At 65.9% G+C, this 1104-nt stretch carries 1 protein-coding gene and 1 pseudogene; both read right to left on the bottom strand.

The features are described from left to right. A partial coding sequence (locus tag ACWC94_RS42295) for a hypothetical protein (RefSeq protein WP_450803104.1) occupies positions 1-523 on the bottom strand: 523 nt, incomplete at its 3' end. A 69-nt stretch (positions 524-592) separates the two neighbouring features. Next, a pseudogene (locus tag ACWC94_RS42290) lies at positions 593-1104 on the bottom strand (IS5 family transposase); the annotation flags it as partial.

The following is a 1104-nucleotide window of genomic DNA, read 5'->3' as shown; positions in this document are numbered from 1 at the left end:
CAAAGGTGTCCCGCGCGCACAGTAGCTCTTCGATCCCGGACTGCTGCGCTGTGACTGGTATGCCAGCCGCTGCAGCCCAAACGAGGGCGCCTTCAGCGCCGGCTGGAACATCCACCTCGAGCTCCGCGCGCTTGCACCTCACAGCCTCGTTGAACTCGGGTGTACCCACCCACAGGCTCGCGTCGTCCAGGTCCTCTGGTTCCTCGGTGAGGAGTGCCGCAGCGTTATCCAAGTTGAGCCACGCCTGCCAACGCTGCCCGTTGGTTCCCAGCCCGGTCACGAGGGCAATGTCGCTATCAAAGACGTCTGCGACGCAGGCCGGTGCGCCGGTCCATCCGACCAGGGCGGACAGGTAGGCGTCCTCCCATAGTCCATGATCGAACTGGAGGGTCTGCCAACCACCCGGTCGCGGCCACCACGCATGCACGGTGTCCTTCAGCTCGTGGCTGATGCTGTTGAACACAGGTGCTTCCAGCAACGGACGCTTGCTACGGGCAAAGACCAGGTGACCCGAAAATCCCACGGACCCCCCTCCTTGGAGACGTTGCGCGCACCTTACGGGCTGCCACCGACAGAGCAGGCTTGGGCCCGCTCAGCTGCTGAGTCGGCGGTAGCCGATGAGGGCGGCAGCTATGCCGACGAAAGCGAGGAAGTGCTCGGCCTTGCGCTCGTAGCGGCGGTGCAGGCGTCGGCATCCGGCGAGCCAGGACACGGTTCTCTCGACGACCCAGCGATGACGGCCCAGGCGTGTCGAGGACTCGATGCCTTTGCGAGCGATCCGATGGCGGATGCCCGTCTTGCGCAGCCATCGCCGCAGGTGGTCGTAGTCGTATCCCTTGTCGGCATGGAGCTTGGCGGGACGCCGGCGACGCGGACCGCGACGGGAACGGATGGGCGGGATCCCGCGGACCAGCGGCTTCAGACCGAGACTGTCGTGCATGTTGGCGCCGGAGATGCCCAGCGACAGAGGCAGTCCATTCCGGTCTGTGATCAGGTGGATTTTCGATCCCGGCTTGCCGCGGTCGGTCGGATTCGGTCCGGTCAGCGGCCCCCTTTTGCCGCCCGCACGCTGACGGAATCGATCGCGCACCGCGACCAGTCCAG

Source organism: Streptomyces sp. NPDC001135, assembly GCF_053598395.1.
The sequence above is the reverse complement of the archived record's forward strand: the minus strand, read 5'-3'. Positions and strand labels throughout refer to the sequence as shown.